Below are 15,770 nucleotides of genomic sequence, written 5' to 3'. Positions count from 1 at the left end.
CCGCACGGGTCGGACCCGCACCGGTCGGGCCCGTCCCGGACTCCCGGCGCGGATGCGCCCAGTCCTCCCGAGCGAGATCAGCCCGGCGGCCCGGCAGCCGAACGACCCGGCGGCCCGGTGGCCGAAGGCTGCGGCCGTCGCCCGCTGCTCCGCCCTTCCACCTCTTCGACTCCGGTCGACCACCACCAATCTGGAGATGATCATGAATCAGACAAGCATGCGCGCCACCGCGCTCGCCGCGACCGCCGTTTCCTTCTGCGGGATCCTGGCCACCGCGCAGCCCGCCGCTGCCGCGGAGACGTGCACCACGAAGGACAACAGCAGGATCATCGCGATGTCCGGTGCCATCCCCGAGACGTGGGTGGGCATCCCCACCTGCGTCGAGGCCCTCCCCGGCGACAAGGTCCGCGGTTCCTTCCGCTTCCGCTGGAAGGTCGGCCCCAACGACGGCCAGTCCGACCTCACCAGCAAGCGGTTCACCTCCTTCAAGGTGACCGTGCGTCTGGAGAGCCGCTTCCCGGGCGGCGCCGACACCGTGGTCACCAGCAAGACCTGTGACTTCGCCGAGGACATCAACAAGGCCCTCGAGAGCAACCCGAACGCGGAGGTCGGCTGCGTGACGCCGGCCACCGCACTCGACCACGGCAAGCAGTGGTCGGGCGACGCCACCGCCGTGTACGACGTCGCCGGCGACAACAAGGGCCCCGTCACCTGGAACCTCAACGGCTCCCCGCTGATGAGCTGACCCCCCAGGGGTGGGGCGGCGTCCCCGCGGCCCCACCCCTGACGGATCCGGCGCCGGGCGCATGAGCCGCGCACCCCTGTGGCCGGGTTGTGCGAGCAGCGGGATACGGTGAAGATCCGCTGGACGGCGACGGGTACGAAGGGGCCGGCTGCCGATGGGGTGGCGCGATTTCGTGCCCGACGTGGTGGAGGACGCGGGCGAGGACCTGGTCGAGGGCCTCGGCGACGGCGCCGAGTGGCTGGGCGACAAGTCCGCGGACCTGGTGGAGAAGGCGGGTTGGGACAGCGGGGCCGACTGGCTGCGCGAGAAGAGCCGTTCGCTGGCCAACCAGATGGGCGCGGACGTCGCCGAGTTGGAGCTCGACGAGACCGACGACCCGAAGAAGCTGGTCTACGGCAGCGTGTCGGCGATCCGGGGCGCGGCGAAGAGCCTGTCCGGCCTCCAGACGCACTTCGACCAGGTGGGCAGCGGGCTCAAGGGCCTGGACCCCTCCGCCATCAAGGGCGAGTCGGCGCGGGCGTTCGGGGAGGCGTCCGCGAAGCAGCCGCCGAAGTGGTTCAAGGCCGCCGACGCATTCGAGAAGGCGGCCGGCGCCCTGACGTCGTTCGCGGACACCGTCTGCCCGGCACCCTGCCGCTGGTCTTCACCCGGCGCGCGGAGTCCGGCTACCGCGCCGGCCGCTGGTTCGGCCCCACCTGGGCCAGCACCGTCGACCAGCACCTGGAGATCGACGCCGAAGGGGTCGTCCTCGTCCACCGAGGACGGACTGATCCTCCCCTACCCCCACCCGGCCCCCGGCCTCCCGGTGTACGCGGCCAGGGGCCCGCGCCGACCCCTGGCCCGGACCCCCGACGGCGACTACACCCTCACCGACCCGGAGACGGGACAGGTCCGGCACTTCGACGCGGACGGACGGATCGAGCAGATCACCGACCGCAACGGCAACTTCGCACAGTTCGAGTACGACCACGCGGGCACCCCCACCGGCGTCCGCCACAGCGGCGGCTACCACCTGCTGCTGGAGACCTCCGAGGGCCGGGTCACCGCCCTCTCCCTGGCCGGCGGCGGTCGCCTCCTCGACTACGGCTACACCGACGGTCACCTCACCGAGGTGGTGAACTCCTCCGGCCTGCCCCTGCGTTTCGAGTACGACGACCGGGCCCGGATCACCTCCTGGACCGACACCAACGGCAGCCGCTACGACTACGCCTACGACGACGAGGACCGGTGCACGGCGGAAGGCGGCGCGGCCGGTCACTACGCCCTGACCATCTCCTACGGCCCCACCGACCCGGCCACGGGCCACCGCGTCACGACCACCACCACGGCCGCCGGCCAGGTCCGCCGCTACGCCGTCGACGGGCGCTGCCGGATCGTGTCCGAGACCGGCGCGACGGGGGCGGTCACCCGCTCCGCGTACGACCACCGGGACCGGCTCGCCTCCCGCACCGACCCGCTCGGGCGCACCACCCGGTTCCACCGGGACGAGTACGGCCGGCTGACAGGCGTGGTCCGGCCCGACGGCTCCGAACTCACCACCCGGTACGACGACCAGGGTCGGCCGGAGCTGCAGACCAGGGCCGACCGCACCACCTGGCGCCACACGTACGACGAACGCGGCAACCGCCTGACCCTCACCAACCCCGCGGGCGCGACCACCTGCTGCACCTACGACGAGCACGGCCACCTCACCTCCGTCACCGACGCGCTCGGCGGGACCACCCGCATCCGTACCGACCGCGCCGGACTCCCCGTCCGGCCGGGTCGCCTCCCGCACCACGCCGTCCGGCGCCGTCAGCACGTGGACGTTCCGTACAACACGTTTGTCTTCTCGCTGGTGTTCGGCGGCGTGGCGGGACTGCGCGTGCGCGGGCTGCTCGCCGACGAGCGGCGCGAGGTCTCCCTCGAGCCGCTCCCGGACGGCCGGCTCGCGGTATCGGTCGTCGGCCCCCACCGGTCGCTGGCGTTCACCGCCGCCACCCTCGCGTTCGCCGCCCCCGCCGTCCGTCTGCAGGGCGGGGTCTGACGCCGGCCGCAGGATCCCGGCGCCCGGGTGACGCCACCGGCGGGGCCTACGGCGTGCGGTCCAGTCCCCAGACGCGGAACTCCGTGCCCCCGTCGTGCAGCGGGGCACGCTCGGTGAAGCCCAGGCGCGGCGGGATCGCGGCGCTGGCGTGGTTGCCGGGCTCGTGGACGACGAGGAGCTGCTCGACGCCGGGCAGCCGGAAGCCGACCCCGGTCAGGGCGCGCGCGGCCCGGACGGCCACGCCCCGGCCCGTGGCGGCGGGGTGGAGCCAGTAGCCGATCTCGAACGCGTCGGCGGGCGTGTCCTCGTGCCGGTACAGCCCGCAGGCCCCGACGAGCGCGCCGTCGAGCACGACGGCGTACGCGAACTCCTCGCCCGCCTCCCAGCGTTCGTCCCGCGCCGCGAGGAACTCGGCGGTGCGCGCCGGGCTGTGGTCCGCGGCCCAGTCCAGCCACGGCCGCAGGTGGTCGAGGGACTCGTCGATGACCCGGTGCAGCTCCGGGAGGTCCGCCTCGCCTTCGAAACGGCGGAGGACGAGCGTGTCGTCGACCGTGATGACGTGCGGCGGCTGCTGTGCAGGGAGATCCATACCGCGAGCATCGTCCGCCACGCGGCCCCCGGGCAAGTGGCTGTCCGCTTCCCGCCGGAATGCCTCCCGGCCTCCCGCCGTTGTGCCCGCCCCCGCCCCCACCCCCGTCCCGTTCCCGTCCCGCCCCCGACCGCGACGAGGGCGGGTGCGGGGGGACCGGCGGGCCGGACGCGGCTCAGCGGAAGGCGGTCAGGACGCGGCTGTTGCCGTACTGCCAGACCGTCCCGACGTGCCGGAAGCCGGCCTCGCGGAGCAGGGCGACGTGGGCCGAGACGGACAGGTCGTTGCCCTCGCACGGCGGGTGTGCGGAGTCGGTGTCGCGGCTCAGGAACGGCGCCAGCTCCGGGTCCGCGGCCGCGCCGGACCACCAGGACTGCCAGTCCTCGTGGGTGAAGGACAGGTTGCGCTCGGCGTGGCGGCGGCCGATGTCCAGGGCCAGCTCGCGCAGGAACGCGGAGTCCGGCCCGATGTGGTCGCCGTTGACGAGGACCCCGCCGGGCCTCAGCCGCCCGGCCAGCTCCCGGTACACCCCGCGCAGCGCGGACTCGCTCAGGTAGTGCAGCGCCGTGGCGGACACCACCGCGTCCACCGGGCGGTCCAGCTCGAGTTCGGCCAGCCAGCCGGGCGCGCCGATCAGCGCCCGTACGTACCGTACGCGGTCGCCGTAGTGGGCCCGGCCCAGTTCCAGCAGCAGGGGATCGGCGTCCACCGCCAGCACCTCGGCCCCGGGCAGCCGGTCGGCCAGGCGCGCGGCCAGGGCCCCCGGTCCGCTGCCGAGGTCGAGCACGAGCGGAGCGGGGCGGTCCAGCGCGATGCGCTCCACGACGTCCGCGATGACCGTGAACCGCTCCTCCCGGTCGACCGCGTACCGCTGCTGCTGGCACTCCCAGCGCTCCACCCAGTGCCCGGCCGTCACCGCACTCACCTGCATAGTGAAAATCATTGCAGCTTGGCGAGGGACTCCAGCAACTTCTCCACCTCTTCGAGTGTGTTGTACACGTGGAGGCTGACGCGCACCGACCCCTCCCGTACACTCCGCCCGGCCTGGCAGTGGTCGTCGGAGCGCACCATGAAGCCGTCGCTGAACAGCACGAACCCCAGGTCCTGCGAGCCGATCCCGTGGTGCCGGAACGTGACGATGCTGCCCCGCCGCTGCACGGGCGAGTCCGCCGCCAGACTGGTCGTGCAGCCGAGCACCTCGTACGCCGGCAGCCGGCTCAGGCCGTCGGTCAGCACGGCCGTCAGCGCGGTCGTCCAGCGGGCGATCCGCCCGACGTCGGCGTCCGCCAGCCAGTCCAGGGCGGCCGCCAGGCTCGCGATGCCCGCGGTGTTGGGCGTGCCGGGCCAGCCGCCGGGACGGAACGCGGGTCCGCGCCGGCCCCGCGCCCACACCGCCCCCGTCCCCGGCAGGGCGAGGGCCTTGTGTCCGGAGAACACCAGGAAGTCCACGTCCAGAGCGGCCAGGGACACCGGCTGGTGGCCCACGCTCTGCGCCGCGTCCAGGCAGATCACCACGTCCGGGCCGACCACCTCGCGGATGCGGTGCACGTTCATGTCGGCGCCGTAGACGTGGTGCACGTGCGTGGCGGCCACGAACCGGGTGCGGGGCCCGACGATCCGGCCGAGCGCCACCGGGTCGTAGTCGCCGGACCCCGCCTGGCAGGGCAGCTCGTGCACGGTGATCCGCACCCCCTGCCGGGCCAGCAGGTCGCGGGCCTCCCACCACGGCACCAGGTTCGCCTGGTGGTCGCCGTACGGGACGACGATCTCGTCGCCGTCCGCGAGCAGGTCCGGCAGCCAGTCCCGGGCCACGGTGCGCAGGCCCTCCGAGGTGCCGCTGGTGAAGTGCACGGTGGAACGCTCCGGATCGGGGTCGCCGAGGAACCGCTTGACGCGGTCGCGAGTGGCAGCCACCAGAGCGGTCGTGGCGTTCGCCCACGGGTAGGAGCCGCGGCCGGAGTTCGCGTTGGAGGTGGTCAGGTACGCGTGTACGGCGTCCAGCACGGCCCGCGGCTTCTGCGCGGTCGCGGCGCTGTCCAGGTAGGCGGGGCCCGGCATCCCGGTCGGGGGCCCCGCTTCCCCGTCGGCCGCCGCCACGATCGGGAACTGGGCGCGCAACGGCCGCTGCCACGCGGCCAGAGCGGCCAGTTCGGCGCGTGGACCGGGTACGGGGGCGATCGTCGGCCCGGTCGTCGGGTCGGCCATCAGTCGCGCACCAGCGGCGCGCCGGCGTCCCGCCAGGCGACGATGCCGCCCGCGAGGCTGCGCACGTCCGGATGGCCCATGCGGGTGAGGAGGGCGGCGTACCGCAACGACTGCTCCCCGACGGGACAGGCCAGCAGCACCGGTCGGCTGGAGCTGAACGGCAGGCCGCCCCGCACGAGTTCGGCGAACAGCTCGTCGACGATGTTCAGCGAGCCGTCGATGTGCAGCGCCCCGTACGCGAACGGACCGCGCAGGTCGACCACCAGCGGCTGCCCCGACTCGGTCCACTTGCGCGCCTCGTCGACCTCCATCGTCCTCGCGGCGGCCAGCTCGGCCGCGGTGACGGTGGCCACGGAGTTCCGGACGGCCGGCCGCCCGAGCAGCTCGGGCCGGCGCGCCCGTACGTAGCTCAGGTAGCTCTCCGTCCGGTCGCACACCACGAACACGGCCGTCCGGCGTTCGGTCAACTCCGCGTCCACCGCGCGGAGATGCCGCACCGCGCCGAAGTAGGGGCTCCGCCGGTCGGCCCGGACAGCAGTCCGCACCGGCGCAGCAGCACCAGCATGCCGTCCAGCGCCTCGTCCGAACCCACCGACTCGATCGCGTCGTACACCGACGGGTCGAACAGGCCCACCTCCCGCACCTCGTCCGTGGTGCGGATACCCGGGATGAAGTCCGCCTTCCCGCCGACCAGGCCGATCACACGCACCCCAGGGTCGTGGGCGCGCAGCGCGCGGGCCACCCCCGACGAGGATCCGGCGGTGCCCACGCAGGCGACGAGGTAGTCGGGGGCCCGGCCGTCCAGGTCCGCGATGATCTCCGGCCCGGTACCCGCCGCGTGGGCGTCGGCGTTGAGCGGGTTGAAGTACTGGTCGGTGTGCAGGTGGACGCTGCCGGGTTCGCCGAGCCGCTGGTGGAACACGGTCAGCGGATCGGCCGTGTCGGTCGGGTCGAGGCACTCGCTCTGCCCGGGCAGCTCCTCGATCTCGGCGCCGAGCAGGAGCAGCAGGTCCTTGATCTCGGGCACCCGCATGCGGTTCGTCACGCTCTTGAACGGCAGCCCGTGCAGGCCGGCGATCAGCGCGAGGGCCTTGGCGGTGTTGCCGCTCGACAGCTCGACCACCGTCTCGCCGCGGTCCGCGGCGCCGGCGAGCCGGTCCCGCACCATGTTCCAGGCGGCGCGGTCCTTGAGCGAGCCGAAGGGGTTGAGCATCTCCAGCTTGGCGTAGAGGTCGATGTTCCTCAGTCCGTGCACCCGCGGATCGATGCGCACCAGCGGGGTGTTGCCGATGGCCTCGGTGATGCTGTCGTACCTCACGCCCTTCAAACCCCCGTCTCCGTGGTCGGCCAGTACTGCTCGTCGAGGCACCAGCGCCAGGCTCCGCCCTCCTTCCCGCCCCGGTCGTCCGCTCCTCCGTCGTCCGTTCCTCCGCTGTCCGTTCCCCTGTCGCCGGTACCCCAGTCGTCCGTTCCCCCGTGGCCCCGGGCGGGTGTGACCGCGACCTTGCGCGCCACGGGCTGCCGTTGGGCCCGGGTGGCGGTGAAGTCCATGCAGTAGGCGGCGGTGTTGGGGAAGGCGAGGAGGTCGCCGGGGCGCGGCAGCCGGGGCAGGAAGACGGTCCGGCGGGTGATCAGGTCGGCCTCCAGGCAGAGGTTGCCCATGAGGTGGACGCCCACGGGCGGTCCTGCCGGGGCGGTCCGGTCGGCCCGGTCGGCCCGGTCCGCCGGGCCGGACGGGGCCACCGGGGCGGACGGGGTCCGTCCGCGCGGGACCAGAACCGGGTCGACCAGGACGCCGTGGTCCTCCAGACCGACGTCCCCCGCGTTCAGCGCCAGGCGTACCCACGGCGGACCCGCGCCGTCGGTACGCACCTCCAGCACCCGGCCGAGGGTGAACCCGCACTGGTCGGCCAGGGCCCGGCCGGGCTCGGCGTACAGGTCGCACAGGCTCTCCAGCAACAGCGTGCCCAGCGGACGACCCAGGGAGGGCGCCGGGTGGGACAGCAACTCGTCGAGGTAGGACGCTCCGGCGGCGGAGCGGTGCGCGGGGTACAGCGCGAGCGCCCCCTTGAGGGTGCCGTTCTCCGCGCGCAGCCCGTAGCCGTGCCCGCCCCAGGTGAGCGGCGGCCGGCGGCCCAGGGCGGCGTCGGTCAGGGCGGTGGTGTAGCGCTCCCACTGGGCGGCGTGGGCCAGGTAGCTGATGCCGAAGCCGCCGCCCACGTCCACGGCGCGGGGCCGGAAGTCCCGTAACCGCAGCTCCTCCAGGGCCCGCAGGCAGCCCTCCAGCGCCACCGCCTTCTCGTCCTGGCTCGTGGTGTCGAGGTGGTAGCCGACGCCGACCGGGTCCAGGGCGTCCCGCTCCCTGTCCAGCAGGTCCAGCAGGGACCCGAGCGCCTTGACCGAGGTGCCGAAGCGGCTGCGCCGGGACAGGGTGCGGGGCCCCGTCGTCTCGAACTCCGAGAGCCGCACCAGGACGCGCAGGCGGGGGAGTCCGTACCTGCGCACCAGGCGGGCCGCGCGCTCCAGCTCACCGGGCCCGTCGGCGCCCAGCGTCACGCCGGAGCGGGCGGCGAGCCAGAGGAACGCGGGGTCCTTCGGGCCGGTCGCCACGATCCGGTCGGGGGTGAAGCCGGCGCCGAGGGCGTGCTGCAGCTCCTCCAGCGAGGCGGCGTCCAGACCGGTGGCGGCGGTCGCCGGGCCGGCGCCGCGGCGGGACCCGGGCGGGGAGCCGGGCCCCGGTGCCGGTCCCGGTCCCGGTCCCGGTCCCGTTCCTGGTCCGGGGGCGGGGTCGGTGTCCGGTCCGGCGTCCGGTGCGCTCTCCGTCGCCGCGAGGTGGCGCAGCAGGCTGCTGGAGCCGGTGGTCTTGTGGGCGAGGAAGATCCGGCCCGTCAGCCGGTGGCGGCGCAGCACGGCGCCGAAGGCGGCGGCGTTCCGCCCGATCTCCCCCGGCAGCACGACGTTGAGCGGTGACCCCAGGGCCTCGACGAGGGAGTGCAGGAACGCCCCGGAGCGCAGCAGGGCCGCCGGGACCGGGGTGAGCCGGGGCTCCAGGTACAGCGGGGCGTCGCTCATGCAGGCCGTCCCCTCTCGACGGAGTACCGACGATGCGGGCCGACGGCGGGCGCGGACCGCGGGTGCGGGCCACCGGTGCGGACCCCGGGCAGCGGCCCCGTGATCCGCGATCATCCGTACGGCTCCGGCCATCATCGCTCGCTTCGTGCGGTACCTCCAGGGGGCACGGGTGCACGGGGGGCGGACGGGCGCGGGCCGCCGTAACCCGCGTGGCGGGTGGGGCCGTTCGCGCGTACGGGGGTGGGAGGGGGGGTGGGAAGCGGGCCGGGACGGGTCAGAGGACCAGGCTCATCAGGACGTCGTCGCGGTCGTCCCCGGGTGCCACCCGCAGCGCCCCCGGCCAGCGCCCGACCTCCACCCAGCCCAGCCGGCGGTAGAACCCCTCCAACCCGCACCCGGACCGTGCGCTCAGCTGGAGCCGTTCGAGCCCCATCTCGGTACGGGCCAGCTCGGCGGCGCGCGTCATGAGGCCTGCGCCGACACCCAGGCCGCGGAACCGCGGATGGGTCTGGACGTGGTTGACCACCCCGCAGTGGGCCACCAGCGGGTGCGGATCCCGGCGTACGACCAGCCAGCCCGCGAGCTCCCCGGCACGGCGCGCCACCAGCAGCCGACACCGCTCGGGGCCCAGCCCCGCGACCAGCTCCGCCACGGTGGGGGCCACCTGGGCGGCGGTGACGGGAGGCATCGGCAGGCTGTGGGCGACCACGGCGCCCCCGGCGTTGAGGACGTCCGCCCAACAGGCGGCCAGCTCCCTCGGGACGGCGGCCGGGACGGAGCCGGCGCTGGTGAACTGCTGCGCGTGCATGGCCCCAGCGTCCCAGAACGCCCGCCCGCCCGGGCTCCGCGGCACCGGCCGGCGGCGAGGTACGTTGGATCCGTGGGACGGAGCGAGGAGGCACCGTGACCGAGCGCAAGCCGCCGGGCGTCGGCTTCGAGACCTGGGTGGAGCGGCAGATCCGCGAGGCGGCCGAGAAGGGCGCCTTCGAGGACCTCCCGGGATACGGCAAGCCGCTCGCCTCGCTGGAGGCCCCGTACGACGAGATGTGGTGGATCAGGGAGAAGATGCACCGCGAGGGCTTCGGCGTGCTCCCGCCCGCGCTGGCCCTGCGCAAGGAGGCGGAGGACGCGCGCGAGGCGGCGCGCGCGGCCCGGACCGAGCGGCGGGTGCGGGAGGTCCTGGCGGAGGTCAACGAGAAGATCCGCGCGGCCCTTCGCCGGCCGCCGCCGGGCCCGCCCCTGCGCCTGACCGAGTTCGACGTGGAGGCGGAGGTACGGGCCTGGCGGGCCGCCCGCGACGGCTGAACGCGGTCGACCACCGTGCCCGGGCGCCTCAGGTCAGGACGCCCGCTATGCCCCGGGCCACGCAGTCGACCCGGTCCGTCGGCAGGCCGGCGATGTTGATGCGCCCCGTGGTCGTGCCGTAGATGGCGAACTCGTCGCGCAGCCGCACCATCTGGCGGGGCGTGAGGGGCAGCATCGAGAACATGCCCTTCTGCTGCGCCAGGGTCGCGGCCTCCTCGGTGTGACCCAACGCCGTGAGCCGGGCCGCCAGTTCGGTCCGGTTGGACTCGATCCGCCCCCGCATGCCGTCCAGTTCGGCCAGCCAGAGCGCGCGCAGACCCGGGTCCTCCAGGACGGCCGTCACGACGGCCGCGCCGTGCTCGGGCGGCATCGAGTACAGGGTGCGCGCCGCGTTCTGCAGCGCGGCCTCGGCGTGCCGGGCCGACTGCCGGGAGCCGCCGACGACGATCGCGCAGCCGGTGCGGTCGTTGTAGAGGCCGAAGTTCTTGGAGCAGCTGATCGCGATGAGCAGCTCCGGCACCCGGTCCGCCAGCAGCCTGGTCGCCGCCAGGTCCGCCTCCAGCCCGTCGCCGAGCCCGTGGTACGCGAGGTCGACGAACGGCACCCAGCCGTTGCGGCCCGCCAGCTCGGCCAGCGCGGCCCAGGCCTCCGCGGACGGGTCCGCGCCGGTGGGGTTGTGGCAGCAGCCCTGGAGCAGGACGACGTCGTCGCGGCGCGCCCGGGCCAGGTCCCGCAGCATCGCGGCGGTGTCGGCCCGGCCCCGCGCGTCCACCCAGCCGTACGTGCGCACGGTGAGCCCGGCGGCCTCGAGGATCGGCCGGTGGTTGACGTACGCCGGGTCGCTGATCCACACCGTGGTGCCCGGGCGGGTCCGGCAGACCAGGTCCGCCAGCAGCCGCAGGGCGCCGCTGCCGGCCACGGTCTGGACGGCCACCGCGCGCTCGGCCGCCGGGCCGGAGCCCAGGACCAGCGAGAGCATCGCGCGGTTGAAGGCGAGGTTCCCGGAGAGCCCGCGGTACTCCTTCGAGGCGGACCGCTCCGCCAGGCGCAGCTCGGCCTCCCGCACGGCCGCCATGACCGGGGTGTCGCCCGTCTGGTCGCGGTACACGCCGAGCACCAGGTTGAGCCGCTCGGGCCGCGGGTCGAGGCCGTAGGCCTCGGTCAGGTCCCACAGCGGGTCGACGGGCGGCGGGAGGAGAAGCTCGAGCATCTGCGGCAACCTCGGGGGAGCGGGGACGGGAACGGGAGCGGGGCGGGGGCCGCCGCCTGGGGGTCGCGGGGCGGGTTGCCGGCGGTCAGGCGGTGGCGGGGCGGGGGCGGCGGTTGGCCAGGGCCACCCCCGCGGCGATCATCGGTACACCGGCCAGCACGGCGGCGGTCGGCGACTCGCCCAGCAGCGGCACGGCGAGCAGTACCACCAGCACCGGGCTGAGACTGCCGCCGACGGAGCTGCGCTCCGCGCCCAGGCGCCGGATGGCGAAGGCGTACAGCAGGCCCGCGCACAGGCCCACCCCGAGCCCCTGGACCACCAGGAACAGCGCGATGTCGGAGCCGGCGGCGGTCGCCAGGCCCGTGGGCAGCACGCCCGTCAGCACCAGCAGCGCCATCACGGCGAGCGAGGGCAGGCACAGCAGCCCGATCGACCCGACGGGGTCGAGGGTGACCTCCTTGAGCCCCACCGTGTACAGGGCCCACAGGCCGCTGGCCACCAGCAGGATGCCGGAGCCGGCCAGCACGTGGCCGTTCAGGGGGAGGACGTACCGCCACACCAGGGCGACCACGCCGAGCGCGATCAGGCCCAGGCCGACCGCCTGGCCGCCCCGGGGCAGGCCCCGGCCGGCGGCGACCATCAGCGCGGACACGAACAGCGGGACCATGCCGGGCACGATGGCGCCGACGAAGGCCGCCGAGGTCAGGGAGCCGCCGTACATCGCGGCCAGGAAGAAGGGCACGCCGGCGCCGCACACGATCTTGGCGGCGGCCGCCGGGCGGACCGCGGCGAACTGCCGGCGCCGCCGCCACAGGGCATGGGCCAGGACGACGAGCGGGACGCCGAAGCGCAGCAGCGCCGCGTCGGCCGGCTTCAGGGACGAGGTGCTCAGGGCCCGGGCGCTGAGCGCGAAGGCGGCCCAGATCAGCACGGTCAGGGCCAGCGCGGCGACGCCCTGAGCCTGGGGGGAGAGGCGACCGCGACGCCCGGCGGGGGCGACCCCCGCCGGGTCGGCGTCCGGTACCGCCGGACCGCCCGCGACCGCCGCCGGACCGTCCACCACCGCCGTCGCCGGGCCGTCGGTGACCACCGGGCCGTCGGTGACCGCCGGGCCGTCGGTGACCGCCGGACCGTCGACGACCGCCGGACCGGCGCCGTCACGCGACGCGCCCGCCACGCTGCTGACGCTGACCAAGGGGTGGCTCCTCCCGCCTCAAGGGGCCGGATCCGGCCACACCGCAACGCTAGACCGATCATCGGAGCAGCCGATTGCCAGTTCTGCCTCCCAGACGTAGCTTGAGGGCAGAATCTGCCAAGGAATGCCCGGAGAACGGTGCGAAGCGCTCAGGAGTGGTCATGGACGCCATCGATCTGCAGATCATCCGCGAGCTGCAGGCCGACGGCCGGCTCTCCAACCAGGAGCTGGCCGACCGGGTCCGGCTCTCCCCGTCGCCCTGCCTGCGCCGCGTCCGGCGGCTGGAGGAGGCGGGCCTGATACGTGGCTACACGGCCATGGTCGACCAGTCCGCCTTCGGCCTGCCCATCACGGTCTTCGTCCGGATACGGCTGGAAAGGCATACGGGGGACACGGTCCGCGTCTTCGAGGAGCACGTCGCCCGCATCGAGCACATCCAGGACTGCTACCTGATGGCCGGCAGCAGCGACTACCTGCTGCGCGTCGTGATCGAGAGCCTGGAGGCGTACGAGGCCCTGGTCCGGCACCGCATCCACGCCATTCCCGGCATCGCCTCGATCGAGTCCAGCTTCGCCTTCGGCAGCGTCAAGCAGTCGCGCATCTACCCCGCCCCCCACGCCTGAGGCCCCGACGCCGGACCCCCGAGACCGGGTCCCCGGTGCATGAGGCCCGCGACTCCTCGGAGCCGGGGGCCTCGGCCCGGTGCCGCCGTCACCCCTCGCCGTCCGGCTCCGGAAGGGCCTGCTCCGACCAGATGATCTTGCCGTCGGCGGTGTAGCGGACGCCCCACCGCAGGCTCAGCTGCGCCACGAGGAACAGCCCGCGGCCGCCCTCGTCCATCGACGCCGCGTACCGCAGGTGCGGGGACGTGCCGCTGCCGTCGAAGACCTCGCAGGTCAGGACCCGGTCGCGGAGCAGTCGGACCCGGACCGGCGCCGAGCCGTGCCGGATCGCGTTCGTGACGAGTTCGCTCAGCACCAGCTCGGTGCCGAACTCCAGGGCCGACAGCCCCCACTCCGCGAGCTTCGCCGCGGCCTTGGCCCGGATGTCGCCCACCGAGCTCGGCTCGTGCGGCACGTCCCACTCCGCGACCCGGTCCGCCCCCAGCGTGCGGGTGCGGGCCACCAGGACCGCCACGTCGTCCCGCGGCCGGGCCGGCAGCAGCGCGTCCAGCACGGCCGTGCACGTCTCGTCCGGGCTCGTACCGGAGTGCGCCGCGGCCGCCGACAGCATCGCCAGCCCCTCGTCGATGTCGCGGGCCCGGTCCTCGACCAGGCCGTCGGTGTACAGCACCAGCCGGCTGCCCTCGGGGAGCTCCAGTTCCGCCGTCTCGAACGGGAACCCGCCCAGCCCCAGCGGGGCGCCGGCCGGCAGGTCCGGCAGGTGCGCGGAGCCGTCGGGGTACACCAGCACCGGTGGCAGGTGGCCCGCCCGGGACAGCACGCACCGCCGCGACACCGGGTCGTAGACGGCGTACAGGCACGTCGCCCCGGTCAGGCCGCCGGCCAGGCCCCGGGTCGGGCTGTCGAGTCCGGCGGCCGGATCGGTGGCCCCCTCGCCGGGCTCCTCCACCTGGTCGATGCGCTGGACCAGGTCGTCCAGCCGGGCCAGCAGCTCGTCCGGGGGCAGGTCCAGGGCCGAGAAGTTGTGCACCGCCGTGCGCAGCCGGCCCATGGTCGCGGCCGCGTGCAGGCCGTGGCCGACCACGTCACCGACGACCAGCGCCACCCGGCTGCCGGGCAGCGGGATCACGTCGAACCAGTCACCGCCGACCCCGGACTGGGCCGGCAGGTAGTGGTGCGCCACCTCCACGGCGCTCGTCTCGGGCAGGTCCCTGGGCAGCAGGCTGCGCTGGAGGGTGACGGCCAGGGCGTGCTCGCGGGTGTAGCGGCGGGCGTTGTCGATGGTCACCCCGGCGCGGGCGACCAGCTCCTCCGCCAGCGACAGGTCGTCGTCGTCGAAGGGCTCGGGCTTCTCCGAACGCCAGAAGTTCACGATGCCCAGCACCGCCCCGCGGGCCTTGAGCGGCGCGGTGATCAGGGAGTGGATGCCGTAGTCGATGATCGCCTGGGCCCGCGGCGGGTCCTGGGCGAACCAGCCGGGGGCCTGCGCCAGGTCCGGCATCAGCTCGGCCCGTCCGCTGCTGAACCCGCGCGCCTGCGGGGTCGAGGGCAGGAAGCCGATCAGCCGCCCCCGCTCGTAGAGCGGGGCGTCGTCGCGGATGCCGGCCACGGCGGTACGGCGCATCTCCGGCATCGTGGCGGCGGGCTCGTCGCCGCGCAGCACCGCCTCGGCGAGGTCCACGGTCACGAAGTCCGAGAAGCGGGGTACGGCCACGTCGGCCAGCTCCTGGGCCGTCTGCGCCACGTCCAGGGTGGTGCCGACGCCGAGCCCCACGTCGTACAGGAGCTTCAGCCGGCGGCGGGCCGCCTCGGCGCGGGTGCTCAGCACCCGCATCTCGGTCGAGTCGCGGATCGTGACCGCCACCCCGTCGGTCCGGCCGCCCGGGCCGCGTACGGTGGCCCGCTGGTTGATCACGAGGAGCCGGTCGCCCGCCTCGTACATCTCGTCGGTGGCCTCCCGGCCGGACAGCAGCAGTCCGGCCAGCGGCCCGTACAGGCCCGGGAGCTCGGCGACGGGCCGCCCCTCGGGGTCCGGCGGCAGCCCGAGGAGCCGCTTCGCCTCGTCGTTGGCCAGCAGCAGCGTGCCCTCGCCGTCGGTGATCAGCACGCCCTCGCGGACGGAGTGCAGCACCGCGTCGTGGTGCTCGTACATCTTCGTCATCTCGAGGGGACCCAGACCGTGCGTCTGGCGGCTCAGCCGGCGGCTGATCAGGGCGGTGCCGACGGTCGCCAGCCCCATGCCCGCCGCGGCAGCGCCGAGGATGACGGGGAGCTGGCGGCCGGCGACGCCGGTGACGTTCTTGACGGTCAGGCCCGAGGAGACCAGCGCCACCACCTTGCCGTCCACGTCCTTGACCGGCACCGTCGCCTGGATCTCCCGGCCCAGCGGCCCCTGGACGCTCTCGGTGTACACCTTGCCGTCCAGCGACGGCTCGATGGTGCCGACGAACCGTTTGCCGATCAGGTCGGGGTGCGGATGGGTGTAGCGGATGCCGTGGGTGTCCATGATCACGATGAAGTCCACCCCGGCGACCTTGCGGGTGGCCTCGGTCAGCGGCTGGAGGATCTTGGACGGATCGGAGGTGCGCAGCGCCGGGCGCAGCCCCAGGGAGTGGGCGAAGGTCTGGGCCACCGCCACCGAACGGGTGCGGGCCTCCCGGTCGCTGTCGTGGCGCGCCTGGAGCACGAGCGCCAGCACGGCGCCCGCGGCGAGCAGGGCCACGACCGCCACCTGCAGGACGAACACCTGTCCGGCCACGCTGCGCTGGCGAGCCGCCCTGGGGGAACCGTCCCGCGACCG

At 74.6% G+C, this 15,770-nt stretch carries 12 protein-coding genes and 3 pseudogenes; 6 read left to right on the top strand and 9 right to left on the bottom strand.

Annotated elements, in window-relative coordinates; all coding sequences use genetic code 11:
• Positions 1-202 precede the first annotated feature (202 nt).
• From IF43_RS36760 to IF43_RS0122205, 4 genes and pseudogenes are all read left to right on the top strand, one after another.
• Positions 203-745: a hypothetical protein gene (locus IF43_RS36760; protein ID WP_158939457.1), complete on the top strand. Its 543-nt coding sequence runs from the start codon at positions 203-205 to the stop codon at positions 743-745.
• Between the two features lie 154 nt (positions 746-899).
• A pseudogene (locus IF43_RS43740) lies at positions 900-1,313 on the top strand (putative T7SS-secreted protein); the annotation flags it as partial.
• Positions 1,298-1,441, top strand: a pseudogene (locus IF43_RS42930) (hypothetical protein); the annotation flags it as partial. The pseudogenes IF43_RS43740 and IF43_RS42930, both read left to right, overlap by 16 nt.
• 109 nt (positions 1,442-1,550) lie before the next feature.
• On the top strand, positions 1,551-2,771 hold the full coding sequence (locus IF43_RS0122205; protein WP_234332447.1) for a hypothetical protein: 1,221 nt from the start codon (positions 1,551-1,553) through the stop codon (positions 2,769-2,771).
• Positions 2,772-2,817: 46 nt separating this feature from the next.
• Here IF43_RS0122205 and IF43_RS0122200 read toward each other — a convergent pair whose 3' ends face one another.
• The 6 genes and pseudogenes from IF43_RS0122200 to IF43_RS0122175 all read right to left on the bottom strand — a co-directional run bounded on the left by IF43_RS0122200 (position 2,818) and on the right by IF43_RS0122175 (position 9,445).
• Positions 2,818-3,360 (bottom strand): GNAT family N-acetyltransferase, encoded by a 543-nt coding sequence (locus IF43_RS0122200; RefSeq protein WP_051795820.1) that lies wholly within the window; start codon positions 3,358-3,360, stop codon positions 2,818-2,820.
• A gap of 175 nt (positions 3,361-3,535) precedes the next feature.
• Entirely contained in the window at positions 3,536-4,291 is a 756-nt protein-coding gene (locus tag IF43_RS0122195; RefSeq protein ID WP_030203443.1) for a trans-aconitate 2-methyltransferase, read from the bottom strand.
• Between the two features lie 8 nt (positions 4,292-4,299).
• Entirely contained in the window at positions 4,300-5,565 is a 1,266-nt protein-coding gene (locus tag IF43_RS0122190) for an aminotransferase class V-fold PLP-dependent enzyme (protein ID WP_078910358.1), read from the bottom strand.
• Positions 5,565-6,883, bottom strand: a pseudogene (locus tag IF43_RS36755) (pyridoxal-phosphate dependent enzyme). The gene IF43_RS0122190 and the pseudogene IF43_RS36755 overlap by 1 nt, the downstream one beginning before the upstream one ends.
• Positions 6,884-6,888: 5 nt before the next feature.
• Complete coding sequence (locus tag IF43_RS0122180; protein WP_037889499.1) at positions 6,889-8,637, bottom strand: diaminopimelate decarboxylase; 1,749 nt, start codon at positions 8,635-8,637, stop codon at positions 6,889-6,891.
• A gap of 274 nt (positions 8,638-8,911) precedes the next feature.
• The gene (locus tag IF43_RS0122175; RefSeq protein ID WP_030203439.1) at positions 8,912-9,445 is read right to left on the bottom strand and encodes a GNAT family N-acetyltransferase; all 534 of its coding nucleotides are present in this window, start codon (positions 9,443-9,445) and stop codon (positions 8,912-8,914) included.
• 95 nt (positions 9,446-9,540) lie between these two features.
• On the opposite strand from IF43_RS0122175, the gene IF43_RS0122170 reads away from it, so the two are divergent.
• On the top strand, positions 9,541-9,942 hold the full coding sequence (locus IF43_RS0122170) for a DUF1992 domain-containing protein (protein ID WP_030203438.1): 402 nt from the start codon (positions 9,541-9,543) through the stop codon (positions 9,940-9,942).
• 28 nt (positions 9,943-9,970) lie between these two features.
• Here IF43_RS0122170 and IF43_RS0122165 read toward each other — a convergent pair whose 3' ends face one another.
• Together IF43_RS0122165 and IF43_RS0122160 are read right to left on the bottom strand one after the other, a co-directional pair.
• The gene (locus IF43_RS0122165; protein WP_030203436.1) at positions 9,971-11,152 is read right to left on the bottom strand and encodes an aromatic amino acid transaminase; all 1,182 of its coding nucleotides are present in this window, start codon (positions 11,150-11,152) and stop codon (positions 9,971-9,973) included.
• Positions 11,153-11,237: 85 nt separating this feature from the next.
• Positions 11,238-12,347 carry a DMT family transporter gene (locus IF43_RS0122160; RefSeq protein WP_234332431.1) on the bottom strand — a complete coding sequence of 370 codons (1,110 nt, stop codon included), beginning with the start codon at positions 12,345-12,347 and terminating at the stop codon, positions 11,238-11,240.
• 161 nt (positions 12,348-12,508) lie between these two features.
• Here IF43_RS0122160 and IF43_RS0122155 point away from each other — a divergent pair, with 161 nt between their 5' ends.
• Complete coding sequence (locus tag IF43_RS0122155) at positions 12,509-12,970, top strand: Lrp/AsnC family transcriptional regulator (protein WP_030203431.1); 462 nt, start codon at positions 12,509-12,511, stop codon at positions 12,968-12,970.
• An 88-nt stretch (positions 12,971-13,058) separates the two neighbouring features.
• Here the strand turns inward: IF43_RS0122155 and IF43_RS0122150 are convergent, their stop codons facing one another.
• The gene (locus IF43_RS0122150; protein ID WP_234332430.1) at positions 13,059-15,728 is read right to left on the bottom strand and encodes a SpoIIE family protein phosphatase/ATP-binding protein; all 2,670 of its coding nucleotides are present in this window, start codon (positions 15,726-15,728) and stop codon (positions 13,059-13,061) included.
• Between the last annotated feature and the right edge of the window lie 42 nt (positions 15,729-15,770).

Origin of the sequence: Streptomyces sp. NRRL S-87 (assembly GCF_000719335.1) — a bacterium.
Taxonomy (GTDB): domain Bacteria; phylum Actinomycetota; class Actinomycetes; order Streptomycetales; family Streptomycetaceae; genus Streptomyces.
Note: the sequence above shows the minus strand (reverse complement) of the source record. Positions and strands in the feature narration are given on the sequence as shown.

What these genes read in the sequence shown, in the direction of transcription:
- IF43_RS0122155 (WP_030203431.1), top strand. Translation starts at nt 12,509, where the DNA reads ATGGACGCCATCGATCTGCAGATCATCCGCGAGCTGCAGGCCGACGGC.
- IF43_RS36760 (WP_158939457.1), top strand. Translation starts at nt 203, where the DNA reads ATGAATCAGACAAGCATGCGCGCCACCGCGCTCGCCGCGACCGCCGTT.
- IF43_RS0122195 (WP_030203443.1), bottom strand. Translation starts at nt 4,291, where the DNA reads ATGCAGGTGAGTGCGGTGACGGCCGGGCACTGGGTGGAGCGCTGGGAG.
- IF43_RS0122190 (WP_078910358.1), bottom strand. Translation starts at nt 5,565, where the DNA reads ATGGCCGACCCGACGACCGGGCCGACGATCGCCCCCGTACCCGGTCCA.
- IF43_RS0122165 (WP_030203436.1), bottom strand. Translation starts at nt 11,152, where the DNA reads ATGCTCGAGCTTCTCCTCCCGCCGCCCGTCGACCCGCTGTGGGACCTG.
- IF43_RS0122200 (WP_051795820.1), bottom strand. Translation starts at nt 3,360, where the DNA reads ATGGATCTCCCTGCACAGCAGCCGCCGCACGTCATCACGGTCGACGAC.
- IF43_RS0122175 (WP_030203439.1), bottom strand. Translation starts at nt 9,445, where the DNA reads ATGCACGCGCAGCAGTTCACCAGCGCCGGCTCCGTCCCGGCCGCCGTC.
- IF43_RS0122180 (WP_037889499.1), bottom strand. Translation starts at nt 8,637, where the DNA reads ATGAGCGACGCCCCGCTGTACCTGGAGCCCCGGCTCACCCCGGTCCCG.